This is a genomic window from Citrobacter sp. Marseille-Q6884, from assembly GCF_945906775.1.
Classification (GTDB): Bacteria; Pseudomonadota; Gammaproteobacteria; order Enterobacterales; family Enterobacteriaceae; genus Citrobacter.
The window spans coordinates 531,861-545,587 of record NZ_CAMDRE010000002.1 but is presented as its reverse complement, the minus strand read 5'-3'; the positions used below and the strand labels follow the sequence as shown (position 1 = coordinate 545,587).

The 13,727-nt window shown below is 52.8% G+C and carries 11 protein-coding genes; 6 read left to right on the top strand and 5 right to left on the bottom strand.

Annotated features, from left to right (window positions below; genetic code table 11):
* Positions 1-19: 19 nt before the first annotated feature.
* From fruA to fruB, 3 genes are read right to left on the bottom strand one after another with little or no spacing between them, the layout of a single operon-like run.
* Positions 20-1,708: a PTS fructose transporter subunit IIBC gene (gene fruA, locus N7268_RS17570; protein ID WP_260863873.1), complete on the bottom strand. Its 1,689-nt coding sequence runs from the start codon at positions 1,706-1,708 to the stop codon at positions 20-22.
* Between the two features lie 16 nt (positions 1,709-1,724).
* Positions 1,725-2,663, bottom strand: a complete 939-nt coding sequence (fruK, locus tag N7268_RS17565) for a 1-phosphofructokinase (protein WP_003027446.1) — start codon at positions 2,661-2,663, stop codon at positions 1,725-1,727.
* Entirely contained in the window at positions 2,663-3,793 is a 1,131-nt protein-coding gene (fruB, locus tag N7268_RS17560; RefSeq protein ID WP_260863872.1) for a fused PTS fructose transporter subunit IIA/HPr protein, read from the bottom strand. Before fruB ends, fruK begins: the two co-directional genes overlap by 1 nt.
* 368 nt (positions 3,794-4,161) lie before the next feature.
* On the opposite strand from fruB, the gene setB reads away from it, so the two are divergent.
* Complete coding sequence (setB, locus tag N7268_RS17555) at positions 4,162-5,343, top strand: sugar efflux transporter SetB (RefSeq protein WP_260863871.1); 1,182 nt, start codon at positions 4,162-4,164, stop codon at positions 5,341-5,343.
* A 196-nt stretch (positions 5,344-5,539) separates the two neighbouring features.
* Here setB and N7268_RS17550 read toward each other — a convergent pair whose 3' ends face one another.
* Positions 5,540-6,451: a LysR family transcriptional regulator gene (locus N7268_RS17550; RefSeq protein ID WP_260863870.1), complete on the bottom strand. Its 912-nt coding sequence runs from the start codon at positions 6,449-6,451 to the stop codon at positions 5,540-5,542.
* A 153-nt stretch (positions 6,452-6,604) separates the two neighbouring features.
* Between N7268_RS17550 and speB the strand changes: the two genes are divergently transcribed.
* The 4 genes from speB (at position 6,605) to betA (ending at position 12,537) form a co-directional block, all read left to right on the top strand.
* On the top strand, positions 6,605-7,582 hold the full coding sequence (speB, locus tag N7268_RS17545) for an agmatinase (RefSeq protein ID WP_260863869.1): 978 nt from the start codon (positions 6,605-6,607) through the stop codon (positions 7,580-7,582).
* A gap of 80 nt (positions 7,583-7,662) precedes the next feature.
* Positions 7,663-9,174 (top strand): aldehyde dehydrogenase family protein, encoded by a 1,512-nt coding sequence (locus tag N7268_RS17540; RefSeq protein ID WP_260863868.1) that lies wholly within the window; start codon positions 7,663-7,665, stop codon positions 9,172-9,174.
* Positions 9,175-9,303: 129 nt separating this feature from the next.
* Positions 9,304-10,812, top strand: a complete 1,509-nt coding sequence (locus tag N7268_RS17535) for a purine-cytosine permease family protein (protein WP_260863867.1) — start codon at positions 9,304-9,306, stop codon at positions 10,810-10,812.
* A 36-nt stretch (positions 10,813-10,848) separates the two neighbouring features.
* Complete coding sequence (gene betA, locus N7268_RS17530) at positions 10,849-12,537, top strand: choline dehydrogenase (RefSeq protein WP_260863866.1); 1,689 nt, start codon at positions 10,849-10,851, stop codon at positions 12,535-12,537.
* An 88-nt stretch (positions 12,538-12,625) separates the two neighbouring features.
* Here the strand turns inward: betA and N7268_RS17525 are convergent, their stop codons facing one another.
* Positions 12,626-12,880, bottom strand: a complete 255-nt coding sequence (locus N7268_RS17525; RefSeq protein WP_198903593.1) for a YkgJ family cysteine cluster protein — start codon at positions 12,878-12,880, stop codon at positions 12,626-12,628.
* Positions 12,881-13,104: 224 nt separating this feature from the next.
* Here N7268_RS17525 and yeiP point away from each other — a divergent pair, with 224 nt between their 5' ends.
* Positions 13,105-13,677, top strand: coding sequence for an elongation factor P-like protein YeiP (gene yeiP, locus N7268_RS17520; RefSeq protein ID WP_198903592.1), 573 nt, complete (start codon positions 13,105-13,107; stop codon positions 13,675-13,677).
* Positions 13,678-13,727: the final 50 nt, after the last annotated feature.

Genomic DNA, 13,727 nt, shown 5'->3' with positions numbered 1-13,727 from the left:
CCCAGCTTTCAACGTGAAATTACGCGACTTTCTCTACCGCTTCCGCCTCAGGGCGTTTGAGGAAGGAATAAGCCAGACCCGCTACCAGCGTACCGGCAACAATGGCCAGCAGGTAACCCAGAACCGGCGTAATGGCGCCAGGAATCAGCAGAACGAACAGTCCCCCATGCGGTGCCATCAGTTTCGCGCCCACCGCCATGGAGATAGCACCTGTCAGCGCTCCCCCGACGATACAGCAAGGCAGAACACGCATCGGGTCACGCGCCGCGAACGGAATCGCCCCTTCGGTAATGAAGCACAGACCCAGAACCAGCGCTGCTTTGCCCCCTTCCTGCTGCGCCTTGTCGAACTTACGACGCGCAACAAGTGTCGCCAGACCCAGTGCCAGCGGCGGCACCATACCCGCAGCCATGATGGCAGCCATCGGCGCATAAGTTTGCGTACTCAGCAGCCCCACGCCGAAAGCATAGGCCGCTTTGTTAACCGGGCCGCCCATATCAGTACACATCATTCCGCCAAGGATAGCGCCCAGCAGTACCGCATTCGCTGTCCCCATGGTTTGCAGCCAGTGGGTCAGACCTTCCAGAATACCGGCCACCGGTTTGCCGATGAGGTAAATCATCGCCAGCCCCACCACCAGACTCGAAAGCAGTGGAATGATCAGAATCGGTTTCAGCGCTTCCATGCTCTGCGGGAGTTTCAGCTTAGTGCTGATCAACTTCGCGACATAACCCGCAAGGAAACCGGCGATGATCCCACCGATAAACCCGGAACCGGTGCTAACCGCCAACATACCGCCGATAAGACCTGGCGTCAGACCCGGACGATCGGCGATGGAAAACGCAATGTATCCCGCCAGAACCGGCACCATCAGCGCGAAAGCTGAACCACCGCCAATCTGCATCAGCGCCGCCGCCAACGTATTCGGTTCTTTAAATGCTTCAATACCAAATGCAAAGGACAGCGCAATACACAGACCGCCTGCCACCACCATCGGCAGCATGTAGGACACGCCCGTCAGCAGGTGACGGTATGCGCCAGCGCTCTCTTTTTTGCCTTCAGTTGCTGAAGCCTGACCTTTCCCGGTGGGTTGATAAGGCGTGGCCTCTTCTACCGCTTTATCCAGCTCTTGCTTCGTTTTCTTCAGCGCCAGACCGGTGGAGGTGCGATACATGGGTTTTCCGGCAAATTTTGCCAGATCAACTTCAATGTCAGCCGCGACGATCACCAGATCGGCCTGTTCCACTTCTTCCGGGGTAATGGCGTTGCCCGCACCTACCGATCCACGGGTTTCAACCTTTACCCACCAGCCACGTTTTTTAGCTTCGGTTTCAATGGCTTCAGCAGCCATAAACGTATGTGCGACACCCGTTGGGCAAGCGGTGACGGCCACTACGCGTTTTGGACCACTGCTTGCCGCTGGCGCAGCCGCAACCGGTGCGCTGTACGGTTTCGCATGACCTTTTGCTTCGCTCAGAAATAGCTCAGGATGAGCAACAGCACGAGCAATGTCGCCCAGCCAGACTTTTTTGCCGTTCAGCGCGCTATCGTTTGGGAGCGAGTCGGCAAGGACAATCGCCATCTCCGCATCGTTCGGGTTATCAATAATATCCAGATGCGCTTTATGCGCCGCCGCTCCAAGCAGAGTTTTCGCCATATAAGCACGAGCCTGGCCGAGATTAGCGTCAATAATCAGCAGCGTTTTCATTATGCCTCTCCTGCTGTCAGTTAAACGGTTTTAAGTCGACGCGCGCCATCATTGCGGCCAACTGAGGACGATCGGTAATGCCTACATTACTTTGGCTTACCGCCAGAGCGGCAACAGCTGTCGCCAGACGTAAAGTATGTTCGCTGGACTCGCGCATCAGCAGGCCATAAATCAGGCCGCCAACCATCGAATCACCCGCACCTACAGTGCTGACCACCTCAACTGACGGCGGTTTCGCAATCCACTCACCCGAAGCGTTAACCCACAGCGCACCTTCCGCACCGAGTGAAATCACCACATGCGCAATTCCCTGTTCACGCAGCGCATGCGCCGCGTCAATGACATCTTTCATTTCTGGCAGTTTGCGACCGGCCCAGATTTCCAGTTCACGACGATTGGGCTTCACCAGCCATGGAGCCGCTTTAAGACCTGCCACCAGCGCTTCACGACTACTATCAAAGATAATGCATGGACACTGACTGCGCAGACGCGTCATCCAGTCGGTGAATGCTTCAGGGCTAACGCCGGTCGGCAGGCTGCCGCTGACGCAGACCATATCGAACTGACCCAGCCAGCTCAGAGAGTCGTTAACAAAGCGTTCCCAATCGGCTGGCGTCACTTCAAACCCGGAGAAGTTGAAGTCGGAAACCTCGCCGTCTTTTTCGGTAAGCTTCACGTTGATGCGGGTACGCCCCTGCACCACCTGAAAACGGTTGGCGATACCCAGTTCGCTGAACAGTTGCTGAAAGCCGTCCTGGTTGTCTTTACCCAGAAAACCGCCAACCGTGACGTCGATACCCAAATCTTTCAGAACCTTCGCGACGTTGATACCTTTACCCGCCGCATGCAGGCCGGTCGTTTTTACCAGGTTCACTTCACCGCGTTCAATTTCAGGACAAAAACCGACCAGATCATACGCCGGGTTCAGGGTGATAGTTGCAACACGTCTGCTCATTATGCGCCCTCCCCAAGACCGGCCGCGATGGCATCGCCAATCGCTTTCAGCGCTAATTCAGCATCGTCACCCTGTGCGGTAAAACGCAAGTGATGTCCTTTCTTCACACCCAGAGCCACAACTTTCATCAAACTACGTCCATTTGCCGGTTTGCCGGTTCCATCAAGATTTGTCACGGTAATTTCACTGTTAAATTGTTTAATTGTATTCACCAGCATGGTGCCCGGACGGGCGTGTAAACCATGCTCATTGCGCACCACAAACTCAGCGCTCAGTACATCTTCTGTTAAGGCGTCATCGCGGGTCAGCAACGCCAGCACGGTCGCCGCATCCGCTTTCAGCAAACGGTCAGCTTTATTGTTCAGCAACAGATCGCTAAGGCGCTTCAGCACCGCAACGGGCTGATCGTCGGTCATGGCGACGGTGATCAGCATGGCTGCTGTCTCACCCTGCGCTTCAAACGGGTTAGCCGCACGACTGACCGCAATAGCACTGCGTTGATTGCCTTCCGCGCAATCATTCAGCCAGATCCCCTGACCGAGATTCATCGGTTGTTCATTAATCGCCCGACTCACAAACGTGGCATCAACCGCACCGGTTTCTTTCAGTCGCGCAGCGTTCAACGCTTGCAGGGTCACCAGCGAACTGGCGAGAACATCCAGCGACAGCGTTTCGTTATCAAGCTTGAGCTGCTCGCTTTGCTTTTCGCCCATCAGCAAGGCACGCAGCTCTTCAGCCGTGGTTGCCGATTTCAGCTGTTCAGCAACGGAATCATCGCTCAACACATGCGTCAGCTGACGCAGTAAGCCAAGGTGTTCATCCGAACTGGCTGCAATACCGATAACCACATACGCAACCTGGCCTTCCCCCCAGGTCACACCCTGCGGAAACTGGAATACCTGCACGCCGGTTTTCAGCACGCGATCGCGTGTGTCCGTTGTGCCGTGTGGAATGGCGATACCGTTGCCGAGGAAAGTGGACGTCTGTTGTTCACGCGCCAGCATGCCATCGACGTAGCCTTCCGCAACGTTGCCTGCCTGTACTAACGCAGCAGCAACCTGACGAATGGCCTCTTCTTTGTTCCCGGCCTGTTCGCCCGGGTGAATATCCTGCACAGATAACTGGAACATGGTTCTCCTCTCCTGCTGAATTGAAACGATTCAGCCAACATGAGAAAAAAGGCGCCACCCGACTCCATCGTACTCGACAAGATGACGCTGAAACGTTTCAAGAAGTCTTGATCTTTCTGCGTCAGCAAGCAAGTAAAGTCATCAATTTACTTGCTGAATTTAGATATAACGCACATTTTTGTATCAACAGGTTAAAAAATGCTGACGTAAAAACCCCGTAAAGGAATCACGTTCAGCATCTTCAGCAACCGATACGCGCTGACTGAAATGCCATTTTGATTTTTCATGCCGATTTTGATTTACCTCCCTGTTTATTTTCTGGCGGGCAGCGTAAACTCCGCCTCTCTTCACACCACTGATATCAAAACATGCATAACACCCCCGTAGCCGCCACACCTAAGGCGTTTGATTTAACGTCTTCGGCGTTCCTGCTTGTCGCATTTCTCACGGGTATCGCCGGGGCATTGCAGACGCCAACGCTCAGCCTTTTTCTGACCGATGAAGTTCATGCTCGCCCGGGAATGGTGGGTTTCTTTTTTACCGGCAGCGCCGTTATTGGCATTCTGGTGAGTCAATTTCTGGCGGGGCGCTCTGATAAAAAAGGCGACCGTAAAAACCTGATCGTATTTTGCTGCGTGCTGGGGATGCTGGCCTGCGTGTTGTTTGCGTGGAACCGTAACTATTTTATTTTGCTGTTTGTCGGCGTTTTTCTGAGTAGCTTTGGTTCAACCGCCAACCCGCAAATGTTTGCTCTCGCTCGCGAGCATGCCGATCGCACGGGGCGCGAAGCCGTAATGTTCAGCTCAATACTGCGCGCTCAGGTTTCGCTGGCGTGGGTGATTGGCCCTCCCCTCGCCTACGCGCTGGCAATGGGTTTCAGCTTTACGGTGATGTATCTCAGCGCCGCCGTCGCCTTTATCGTCTGCGGCGTGATGGTCTGGTTATTCTTACCGTCGATGAACAAAAACGTGCCCCTCGCAACAGGTGCCGTTGAGGCGCCACGTCGTAATCGCCGTGATACGCTGCTGCTTTTTGTTATCTGCACATTAATGTGGGGAACCAACAGCCTCTACATTATTAATATGCCGCTGTTTATTATCAACGAACTGCACCTGCCGGAAAAACTGGCTGGCATCATGATGGGGACAGCCGCCGGGCTGGAGATCCCAACGATGCTTATCGCGGGCTATTTTGCTAAGCGCCTGGGTAAACGCCTGTTGATGAGAATTGCGGTGGTCGCCGGATTTTTCTTTTATGCCGGAATGCTGCTGGCTCACTCTCCGGTCATTCTCCTCAGCTTACAGCTGCTGAACGCGATTTACATCGGGATTCTCGGCGGGATTGGGATGCTCTATTTTCAGGATTTAATGCCGGGTCAAGCGGGTTCAGCCACAACACTGTACACAAACACGATTCGCGTAGGCTGGATTATTGCAGGCTCGCTGGCCGGTATCGCCGCTGAAATCTGGAATTATCACGCGGTATTCTGGTTTGCGCTGGTGATGATTATCGCCAGCGTATTTTGCCTGGCGCGCATCAAAGACGTTTAAGGTGCCCTCAGCGCTTCAAGTTCAATCCGTTACAGCATGGCCTGGTGCATCGTTTGTCCCACATTTCCGCACTGGGCTGCAAACCGATATAACCCCGAACTTGATACTACGACATTTCATAATCCTGATATGTCCGAATTCAAAAGGAAAACGCTGATAAAGGGAATTGTCTGGCGTGTCTGTGGCAATTTAAACCTCAAAGCGAAATCGCATGTACATGTCTCATCAACGCTTCCATAAACACTCGCAGTACAGCGGGTTGCGTGGAGGTGCGCCTGGTTATCAATGAAAAAGGCCATTTCGAACCAAATTGCTCCGGGACAATCTGGCGCATCTGGCCGGAATCCACCCATTGGCGGGCGTAATGCATTGGCAAGAAACCGATATAAGCACCCGTCAGAATTAAAATAGCCTGTGCCTCAACGTTATCCACCGTTGCTGCCGCACTGCCTGATTTAAGCAATTGCAAATCACGCTGTTGCAAGAAACTCCGCGCCACTATTTGACTATCGCGGATAGTTTCAATAAGCGCTTCGCCACTGGGCAAGTTATTAAACAGCGGGTGATAACAACTGCAATACAGGCCATCTGGTTCGTCATATATATGAGTATATGACAACCCGGCTACCTCAAACGGGAAATGACCTATCGCAACATGTAAACGCCCATCCAACACACGGGCTTCAAGCTCTGCAGGGGTGCCGATGTAAATATCCAGTTGCACGTCGTGCCCATGCGAGACAAACCCACGCAACGCGCGTGACAGTACGCTGCCACTGTCGGTAACCGTGTTATCAATAATGCCCAGATAAAGCCTGCCTGAAATATGCTGCTTTAGCGCTGAGGTATCCATACAGAACGTGTCCACTGCCAGCAGCAGGCGTTGTGCCGCCTCGTAAGTGGCCGCTCCATATTCGGTAAGACGAAATCCGCTACGCCCTCTTTCGCACAATTTGACGCCAAGTCGCGTTTCAAGACTGGTCATCTGTTCGCTGATGGTGGATTGACTGATATTTAATGCGGCCTGCGCGGCTGAAAAGCCATTGCAGTTCACAATTGTCATGAAAATCCTCAGCAACTTCAGATCAATATTGTGCAGTTGATTCACGCTTTGCTCCCTTCACCCATTGCTTCGGAATTACCGATATGAACATCTGATATTTTCTATTTTTATCCCTCAAATTGTTGTCCATAGTCAATGTCATGGCAAATGACTTGTGCCACGTCGCATCAAAATATCCACAGAGAATGGGGAAATAAAATGGGAAACAATAACTATGAGACAGGGCGATTAAATTTGCCATTCGTCGGACATTGTACTTTTGCCAAATCGCCGGTTTGCCTTAATTGGGAAGAAATAGATGCTGATGTTGCTATTCTCGGCGCACCCAATGATATGGGCACCCAATGGCGCTCTGGTGCCCGTTTCGGACCACGCAGTATTCGTGAGGCGTCCACGTTATTTTCATTCGGCCATGCTGGTGCTTATGACCATGAAGATGATGTGCTCTACCTGACTGAAGACCAGGTGCGCATGGTTGATGTTGGTGATGCGGATATCGTCCATACCGATATGGTAAGCAGTAACGCCAATATTGAACTGGCAGTGCGTAAAATTCTTGCCTCCGGCGCTATGCCGATTGTTTTGGGTGGCGATCATTCAATACACGCCCCGGTCATCAAAGCCTATGAAGGTCTGGGTCCGGTTCACATCGTTCACTTTGATGCCCACCTTGATTTTGTCGATGAGCGTCACGGCGTGCGCTATGGCCATGGCAGCCCGTTACGCCGCGCCTCAGAAATGAACCATATCGTCGGCATGACCCAGTTGGGTATTCGTAACGTCTCTTCATCTAACCGCAGCGACTATGACTCCGCTCGCGCTGCAGGCTCCAACATTCTGTCAGTACGCGATGTACGCCGTTTAGGTACTGAGGGTGTACTCGCACAAATTCCAGAGAACTGTAACTACTACCTGACCATTGATATCGACGGTTTCGATCCGTCTATCGCACCGGGCACTGGCACACCAAGTCATGGCGGCTTCCAGTATTACGAGGTGCTGGAAATCATTCAGGCTCTCGCTAAACGCAGTGGCGGCAACGTTATCGGTATGGATTTGGTGGAAGTCGCCCCGGCTTATGACCCAACGGGCGTGACCTCGATTCTTGCCGCCCAGTTATTGATGAACAGCATTGGTTTCATTTTCCATGCGCGCAAGCAAGCCCGGTATCGCTAACTAAATTCGGCGTGGTGTTGCCACCCTTCCCCCAAACCCGGGGGACAAAATTTGGGTATAAAAAAAGAGAGGACATGCAAATGGACGCAACAGTACAACAGTATCTCGACCAATACGGTATCTCCGAGGCAACGCGGTGTTTTTTAACTAAGCCGCAGAAAATGTTCATTGGCGGCCAGTGGGTAACGGGCAGCACCGGTGAGGTGAGTGCAGTTATCGAGCCGTCCACACAAGGCGTACTCACCACTATTCCACTTGCCACCACCGCTGATCTTGACCGCGCAGTAGCCGCCGCCCGCCATCAATTTGACCACGGTGAGTGGCGTGGTCTGAAGCCCCTTGAGCGTGAGCGGCTGATGCACCGTCTGGCTGACCTGATTGAAGCCAACGCCGATGAACTGGCTGAAATTGAGTCCATCGATATGGGTAAATCGGTAGCCCAGGCGCGTGCTGTTGATATCCAGGGCACTATTGATACCTTCCGCTATTTTGCAGGCTGGGCCTCTAAACTGCATGGCCGCACCGTCGAGCCATCGCTGCCAGGCAATTATCTGGCCTATACCCGCAAAGAGCCGCTTGGCGTAGTGGCCGCCATTGTGCCGTGGAATTTCCCGCTCCAGACCATGGCGTGGAAATTAGCGGCCGCACTGGCGGTCGGCTGTACCGCGGTGATTAAACCTGCAGAGCTTACTTCACTCTCAACATTGCGCTTTGCCGAATTGGTCCAGGAAGCGGGTATCCCGGACGGCGTCGTTAATATCATCACCGGGTATGGCAGCGTGATTGGCGCGGCTATGACCAGCCACCCTGGTATCGACAAAGTCACCTTCACCGGCTCAACCCCTGTTGGCCGAGCCGTCGGGCAGACTGCTGTTGAAAATATCAAGCGTGTCACCCTTGAGCTGGGAGGTAAATCTCCGGTTCTGGTTTTAGAAGATGCTGATATCCCGGCAGCAGCCCAGGCTGTTGCCAACGGTGTGTTCTTTAACTCAGGTCAGGTGTGCGATGCCGGTACGCGTGTCTATATCCACCGCAGTATTTATGACCCGTTTTTGGCAGCGCTTGCCGACTACACCGCGACGCTAAAAATAGCGCCGGGTCTGGACGAGGAGTGCTTCATCAGCCCGCTGGTATCTGCCAGACAAAAAGACACCGTACTGTCTTACATTGAAGCGGGCATTAACGAAGGCGCGACACTGTACTACGGTGGCCACGCACGGCAAGGAAACGGCTTCTTTGTTGAGCCAACTATCTTTGCCCACTGCCGCAATGAGATGCGAATTGTCCAGGAAGAGATCTTCGGCCCGGTGCTGGTAACCGCACCGTTTGATACTGTCGAGGAGGCTATTACCCTTGCCAACGATTCCCCCTATGGCCTGGCCGCCGCCATTTATTCCAACGATCTTGCCGGTGTACACACCCTGATCCCAAAACTCAAAGCCGGTTCAGTGTATGTGAACGCGCACAGTACCATCGACCCAGCCCTGCCGTTTGGTGGTTATAAAGAGTCTGGTTTTGGTAAGGATCTCGGACCTGAACAACTCGACTACCTGATGGAGACCAAAACCGTCTGGATAACGCTGCCGTCGTAACGTCCCCCCTGCCCAGGCTTTCAGCATGATGCTGCTCGCCTGGGGCCCAGTAGCGCATTGAACGCGAACAGGCCAGTGGCTGGCTTGATGAATTTTATTGCTTCACCCTTATTGCTCATGGGGTACATCATGCAAACTCAACCTACAGACGTGAAAGGGAGTTACAGAGAGCAAAGCACTATCGAAGGACGCTCAATAGATTTTGTACCAGAACATGAACGCACCGATAAACTCTCAAGCCAGGGGCCTTTCTGGTTTGTCGGCAACTTTACCTTCTTTACCATGACCATCGGCTTTGTCGGGCCAAGTGTCGGTCTTGATTCGATTTGGACCACCATCGGCGGAACGCTGGGCATCATGTTTGTCACACTGTTCATGGCCTTCCATGGTTCACAAGGGCCGCACCTCGGGCTGCCACAGATGATTCAGTCACGCGCCCAGTTTGGTTACCGGGGGGTAGTGCTGGTATTAATTGCCACGCTGTTTGTGTTTGCAGGCTTTAACATTGTCAACCTGGTGCTGATGATGCAGGGGCTAAAAACCCTGTTCAGTTGGGACCCGATACAAGTCGCACTCGCAGTCACGGTGCCTGCCACCATTCTGGCTATTCTCGGTCACGACTGGATGCACAAAACCTTTAGATGGTCACTGTATTTATCGCTGCCATTGTATGGTCTGGTCACCCTCGCGGTGCTAATGGGCTGGGTACATGGCGCTCCAGCGGTAGAAGGAGCCATTCAGGGATCGCCGTTAGGCTTTAACTGGACTGGTTTTGTTGCCCAGTTCGCGGCAGCGGCCAGTTATAACATCGCCTATGCACCGTATGTTTCTGATTATTCACGTTACCTACCGAAAAACACCTCGAGCGGCAAGCTTATCGCGGCGGTGTTTTTAGGGGCATCGCTGTCGGGTGCATGGATGATTTCTGTCGGTGGCTGGCTGGCGGCTCATCTGCACGTCACCAATGTGCTGGTCGCCCTTAACGCGGTGGGTGCGGGCTTCGCGCCGCATCTGGGTACGGTAGTGGTCGCCATCACTATCCTTTCCTTCCTGCCCGTTATCGCGATGAATATCTACAGCGCCAAACTCACCACCATCACCAGTGTTGACTCCTTTAAGAAGATAGAACCGACTGCTAAAGCACGCGTAGTGGCGATTATCTTCGTGGTGTTTTTGCAACTGGGCGTCGCTATGAGCATCTACAACTCAGGCTCCGGTTTATCGGTACTCAACATCTACCTGGTGGTGATGCTTTACTTTCTGGTGCCGTGGACGGCGGTCAACCTCACCGACTATTTTTTCGTGCGCCGCGGCCGCTATGCCATTCCACATTTCTTCTTACCGCACGACAACATTTATGGCCGTTGGGGTGGGCGCGGTTTGCTGTCTTACTTTGTAGGCTTTGTGGCGATGATCCCCTTCTTCTGCATCTTTGATGGCAACCGGGAAGTGTTCATCGGCCCAATTGCCAGGGCGATGGGCAGTGTAGATTTGGCGTGGCTTGTCGGGCTTATCGTCTCCAGCATCACCTACTACATAGCCTGCCGCTCGCTCAATTTGCATCATGAAGAGACGGTAATTGCACATATCGAAACCCATATGCCGGAGTACACCACCGGGACGAAAAAACGTGCCTGAGACGATTGTCCAGAGCCCAAATGGAGCAAAAATATTATGTCTACCAAACGATATGATTACATCATCGTCGGTGCCGGATCCGCAGGCTGTGTACTGGCCAACCGTCTGACAGAAGACCCTGGTGTCAAGGTATTGGTGATCGAATTCGGTGGGAGTGATAAGAGCATCATCATTCAGATGCCGAGCGCATTCTCAATACCGATGAACACCAAAAAATACAACTGGCACTATGAAACCGAACCCGAGCCTTATCTGGATGGCCGCCGCCTGCACTGCCCACGTGGCAAAGTGCTGGGTGGGTCATCGTCAATAAACGGTCTGGTTTACATTCGCGGTCATGCTTTTGACTTTGATGAATGGGAGTCGTTAGGGGCGAAAAACTGGGGTTACCGCAACTGTTTGCCGTATTTCCGTAAAGCGGAAAACTTCAAGTTTGGTGGTGATGACTACCGAGGCTCAGAAGGCCCGCTTAGCACCAACAACGGCAACAATATGCAAAACCCACTGTATGGTGCCTGGGTAGATGCCGGTGTACAGGCAGGCTACATAAAAACCGAAGATACTAACGGCTACATGCAAGAAGGTTTTGGCGCCATGCATATGACGGTCAAAAATGGCGTGCGCTGGTCGACGGCAAACGCCTATTTGCGCCCTGCAATGGAGCGTCCGAATCTGAGCGTCATCACCCATGCAATGAGCCGTAAACTGATACTCGAAGGCAAGCGTGTGGTGGGTGTTGAATATGAGCAAAACGGGGTGGTCCATATCGTGCACTGCACCCGTGAGGTGATAGTCTCCTCGGGTCCTATCGGTTCCCCTCACCTGCTCCAGCGTTCCGGTATTGGCCCGGCCAACGTGCTGCGTAAAGCGGGCATTGAGGTGAAACACGACTTACCCGGCGTGGGGGAAAACTTGCAAGATCACTCCGAAATTTACATTCAATTCGAATGTAAAGAGCCGGTGTCACTCAACGGCAAAATGGGGCTGTTCTCTAAGGCAATGATTGGCCTGCGCTGGTTACTGTTCAAAGACGGTTTAGGGGCAAGCAACCATTTTGAAGCTGGCGGATTTATTCGCTCCGCTAAGGGGCTACGCTGGCCTGATATCCAGTTCCACTTCCTGCCTGCGGCAATGCGCTATGACGGCGACAAGCCATTCAAAGGACATGGTTTTATGGTGCTGACTGGCCCCAATAAACCCAAAAGCCGTGGCTATGTACGTGTACGTTCCGCTGACCCGTATCAGCATCCGGAAATCCGTTTTAACTATCTGGAACGCGAAGAAGACCGTGAAGGCTTCCGCCGATGTGTGCGCCTGACGCGTGAGATAATTGGCCAGCAAGCAATGGACAGGTTCCGTGGTGTGGAACTGGCCCCAGGCCCGAATGTGAAAACAGACGCAGAGATCGATGCTTTTGTGCGCGCCAATATGGAAAGTACTATGCACCCCTGTGGTTCTTGCAAGATGGGTGAAGACAGTCTCGCGGTGGTCGATTCCGAACTGCGCGTTCATGGCCTGCAAGGCGTGAGAGTGGTGGACTCATCGGTGTTCCCGACCGAGCCTAATGGCAACCTGAACGCACCGACGATTATGCTGGCAGAACGCGCGGCGGATTTGATTCGTGGCCGTGCGATGCTGGCACCGTCTGATGTGCGAGTAGGCCTTGCCGACCGCTGGGAAATTCAACAACGTACCAGCATACCTCGTCGCGATGTTGCCGTCTGATACTGTTTGTTGAAGGCAAGCTGCCGCCAGAGATGGCGGCGGTGTTGTTTATTTTGTGAGGCTGGCTGGATTGATGCACTACAGAGACTTATGGTGCTGTACTGGACTCCAGATGAATCAGATAAGTCATAGCAGCGTCACGATCCGTTGAACACATATCTGGCGAAGGTTGAAGACTACCGCACACTTTTGGCCGTAGTTTTGACCCGAAAATGTTACATAAGTTGTCATTAGACAATTGAACACACCTTACATTAGCGGGTTTGCCATCAGGCATGCCAGGGATAGGGCTGGAGATAGACGGTGCTGTGCAACATGCACCACAATCCGGACGGCATTCCATACAGTATTCTCTTTATCGTAAACCATCGGATTGTGCACTCGCGAACTGTGTACACACACGCTTCCCGAAACATCAAGGCGGCTAGCGCCAGGAGGCGATGGGAAGGATGGAGTGTATACCACCTTTTTTGCACCAGCAAAAGTGTGAATTCCACTTGCCTGAATGGCCCGGCGCGAGTAGTTTGACGCGATATTTTAGACACTCCTCACTACAGGATTCTTTCGATGCCAAGAGCGAACGAAATTAAAAAAGGTATGGTACTGAATTACAATGGCAAACTGCTGATTGTAAAAGATATCGATATTCAATCTCCGTCAGCACGTGGTGCGGCCACACTGTACAAAATGCGTTTTTCTGATGTGCGCACCGGTCTGAAAGTCGAAGAACGCTTCAAAGGCGACGATATCGTTGACACCGTTACCCTGAGCCGTCGTGGCGTTGATTTTTCCTACGTCGATGGCAACGAATATGTCTTTATGGATAAAGAAGACTATACCCCGTATACCTTCACCAAAGACCAGATTGAAGAAGAACTGCTGTTCATCCCTGAAGGCGGGATGCCAGATATGCAGGTTCTGCTCTGGGATGGCCAACTGCTGGCGCTTGAACTGCCGCAGACGGTGGATCTGGAGATCGTGGAAACAGCACCTGGCATTAAAGGCGCATCAGCAAGTGCGCGTAACAAACCAGCAACCCTGACCACCGGTCTGGTTATCCAGGTTCCTGAGTATCTGAGTGCGGGTGAAAAAATCCGTATTCATATCGAAGAACGCCGCTATATGGGCCGTGCAGACTAATTATTCTGCTACCGTATCAGCGAAAAGGGACAGCATTTGCTGTCCCTTTG

Bases quoted from the DNA above. Each gene is read 5' to 3' on its own strand.
- fruA (WP_260863873.1), bottom strand. From the start codon at position 1,708: ATGAAAACGCTGCTGATTATTGACGCTAATCTCGGCCAGGCTCGTGCT.
- fruK (WP_003027446.1), bottom strand. From the start codon at position 2,663: ATGAGCAGACGTGTTGCAACTATCACCCTGAACCCGGCGTATGATCTG.
- fruB (WP_260863872.1), bottom strand. From the start codon at position 3,793: ATGTTCCAGTTATCTGTGCAGGATATTCACCCGGGCGAACAGGCCGGG.
- setB (WP_260863871.1), top strand. From the start codon at position 4,162: ATGCATAACACCCCCGTAGCCGCCACACCTAAGGCGTTTGATTTAACG.
- speB (WP_260863869.1), top strand. From the start codon at position 6,605: ATGGGAAACAATAACTATGAGACAGGGCGATTAAATTTGCCATTCGTC.
- N7268_RS17540 (WP_260863868.1), top strand. From the start codon at position 7,663: ATGGACGCAACAGTACAACAGTATCTCGACCAATACGGTATCTCCGAG.
- N7268_RS17535 (WP_260863867.1), top strand. From the start codon at position 9,304: ATGCAAACTCAACCTACAGACGTGAAAGGGAGTTACAGAGAGCAAAGC.
- betA (WP_260863866.1), top strand. From the start codon at position 10,849: ATGTCTACCAAACGATATGATTACATCATCGTCGGTGCCGGATCCGCA.
- N7268_RS17525 (WP_198903593.1), bottom strand. From the start codon at position 12,880: ATGGAATGCCGTCCGGATTGTGGTGCATGTTGCACAGCACCGTCTATC.
- yeiP (WP_198903592.1), top strand. From the start codon at position 13,105: ATGCCAAGAGCGAACGAAATTAAAAAAGGTATGGTACTGAATTACAAT.